At 55.9% G+C, this 2,378-nt stretch carries 3 protein-coding genes; 2 read left to right on the top strand and 1 reads right to left on the bottom strand.

The window, feature by feature from the left end; genetic code table 11:
* Both AOY24_RS23300 and AOY24_RS23295 read left to right on the top strand, forming a co-directional pair.
* A partial coding sequence (locus tag AOY24_RS23300; RefSeq protein ID WP_072185450.1) for an autotransporter outer membrane beta-barrel domain-containing protein occupies positions 1 to 408 on the top strand: 408 nt, incomplete at its 5' end.
* A gap of 127 nt (positions 409 to 535) precedes the next feature.
* A complete protein-coding gene (locus AOY24_RS23295) occupies positions 536 to 1,168 on the top strand; it encodes a LysE family transporter (protein WP_054177467.1) in 633 nt (210 codons plus the stop codon).
* A gap of 121 nt (positions 1,169 to 1,289) precedes the next feature.
* On the opposite strand, the gene AOY24_RS23290 is transcribed toward AOY24_RS23295, so the two are convergent.
* A partial coding sequence (locus tag AOY24_RS23290) for an autotransporter outer membrane beta-barrel domain-containing protein (RefSeq protein WP_152967237.1) occupies positions 1,290 to 2,378 on the bottom strand: 1,089 nt, incomplete at its 5' end.

The raw sequence follows: 2,378 nt of genomic DNA, 5'->3' as shown, positions 1-2,378 counted from the left end.
GCGCTGTACATCCAGCCTAAAGCGCAAATCACCTGGATGGACGTGCAGGCTGATACGCACGTTGAGAAAAACGGCACTCGGGTGGTGGATAAAACCGACGGCAACCTGCAAACGCGTCTTGGCGTCAAAGCCTATCTGCAAGGCCATAACGCCATGGATGACGGCAAAGACCGCACCTTTCAGCCGTTCGTCGAAGCCAACTGGCTTCACAACACCCGTAGCTACAGCGTGAAGATGGATGACATCAGCAACGACGTGAAAGGCAACCGCAATATTGGCGAACTGAAAGTGGGCGTTGAAGGCCAGCTTAGCCCGCGTCTGCAACTGTGGGGCAACGTCGCCCAGCAAATTGGCGACAACGGCTACAGCGATACGCAGGGAATGTTAGGACTGAAATACAGCTTCTGACTTTCTACCACCCGTGGTAACACGGGTTTTTTTTTCCCTCGCCTCCCTTTGTGATCCCATTCGCATCCCTCAGATTTTGTTGTAAATAAGATGGAGTGACGTTATCCAGCTCAGGGAAATGTGGTTTATGGAACCTCTACATGCGGTTTTCCTCACCGTCAGCCTGTTCGTGTTAACCTTCTTCAACCCCGGCGCCAATCTGTTTGTGGTCGTGCAAACCAGTCTGGCCTCCGGACGGCGCGCAGGAGTATTAACCGGTCTGGGCGTTGCGTCAGGTGACGCTATCTATTCCGGGCTGGGGCTGTTTGGCATGGCGACACTGATCACCCAGTGCGAGGCGGTTTTTTCGGTGATCAAAATTGGCGGCGGCGCGTATCTGCTGTGGTTTGCCTGGAACAGTATGCGTCACCAGGCCACACCGCAGATGCCAGCGCTGCAGCAACCCGTTAGCGCACCATGGACCGTGTTCTTTCGTCGTGGCTTACTGACCGATCTGTCAAATCCGCAAACCGTCCTGTTTTTTATCAGTATCTTCTCCGTTACGCTGAGTGCCGACACACCCATGTGGGCAAGGATGATGGCCTGGGCCGGGATTGTGCTCTCTTCGGTTATCTGGCGCGTCTTTCTGAGCCAGGCCTTTTCGTTGCCTGCCGTGCGTCGGGCATACGGCAGAATACAGCGCGTCGCCAGCCGCATCATCGGCGCGATAATTGGCCTGCTGGCGTTACGTTTAATTTATGAAGGGATTACGCATCGGTAACATACTGTTTAGAGAGAGGATTTCATGCCCATACTGCCGGATGGCGACGCGTTGCGCCTTATCCGGCCTACAGGTTTTTTGCCTGGCCGGGTAAAGCGAAACCGCCTCCCGGCACTTGGCATCAGAACGACGCTTTAATACCGATCATCGCTGAAGTGTCGCTGTAGCCGTTGTTACCAACCTGCTGAGCGACGTTGCCCCACAGGGCGACGTTCTTCGTCAACTGACCTTCAACCCCGGCTTTCAGTTCGCCGATATTGCGGGCGCCTTTCAGATTCACATTTTCACCGTTCATTGCGACGCCAAAGTCTTTGCTGTTGTGGATCCAGTTGGCTTCGACAAACGGCTGGAAGGTGTGGTCTTTGCCGTCGTCCAGTGTGTTGTGGCCCTTGCCGAACAGACGGACGCCGACGCGGGTCTGGAGGTTGCCATCGCCGTTACCTTCAACGCGGGTACCGTTAACTTCTTTGTGCTCATCTGCCTTCACGCCCATCCAGGTGATCTGGGCTTTTGGCTGAATATACAGCGCGTTACGCTCGCTGAGTTCGGCCAGTTTCCAGGTGTAGCCGGATTCGACAGAGGCGGTGAAGCCCTTAGAATCATACTCTTCAGATTCGACATCACGACCAGAAACGGTGTTATCAAACCAGCTGTACTGCGCCCAGCTATCGACATACGCGCCTTCATGCGTCGCGTTGTCCTGCAGCCAGGTGCCGTACAAACCAACGCTGTAACCACTGATGCGGCTGTCGGCCCGGTTACCGTTACGCTGGTTTTCGGCGCGCGCTTTCTGGTTGGCATAACCGGCCATCAGGCCCAGATGGTAGCGGTCAGTGTTGTCCGAAGACCACTGCGCAATGTCGCCGCCCAGTTGCATGACATAACGGTTGGCCTGCATATCCAGTTGACCACTGCTGTCTTTCTGACGGGTATGACCGCCCACGTTACGCAGCCACATACTGGTGACGGCTTCTTCGCCGGTCAGCGCGTCCACGTAATGCGTTTCGCCCAGACGATCCTGCAAACGGGTATTGAACAGCGTGTTCGCCGCCTGCAGGTTCATGCCGTACAGACCGGCTTCCGGACGCACCGCGTGTTCGCGCGGCGTCGGAGCTGGCGGCTGCGGATCGGTAGGATTCAGAGGATCCAGCGGAGTAACCGGAGACAGGGCGCTGCTCAGATACCAGTTTTTATTATTCTCGCCTTCACC

This window comes from Citrobacter sp. CtB7.12 (assembly GCF_001297795.1).
Classification (GTDB): domain Bacteria; phylum Pseudomonadota; class Gammaproteobacteria; order Enterobacterales; family Enterobacteriaceae; genus Citrobacter_A; species Citrobacter_A amalonaticus.
The sequence above is the reverse complement of the archived record's forward strand: the minus strand, read 5'-3'. Positions and strand labels throughout refer to the sequence as shown.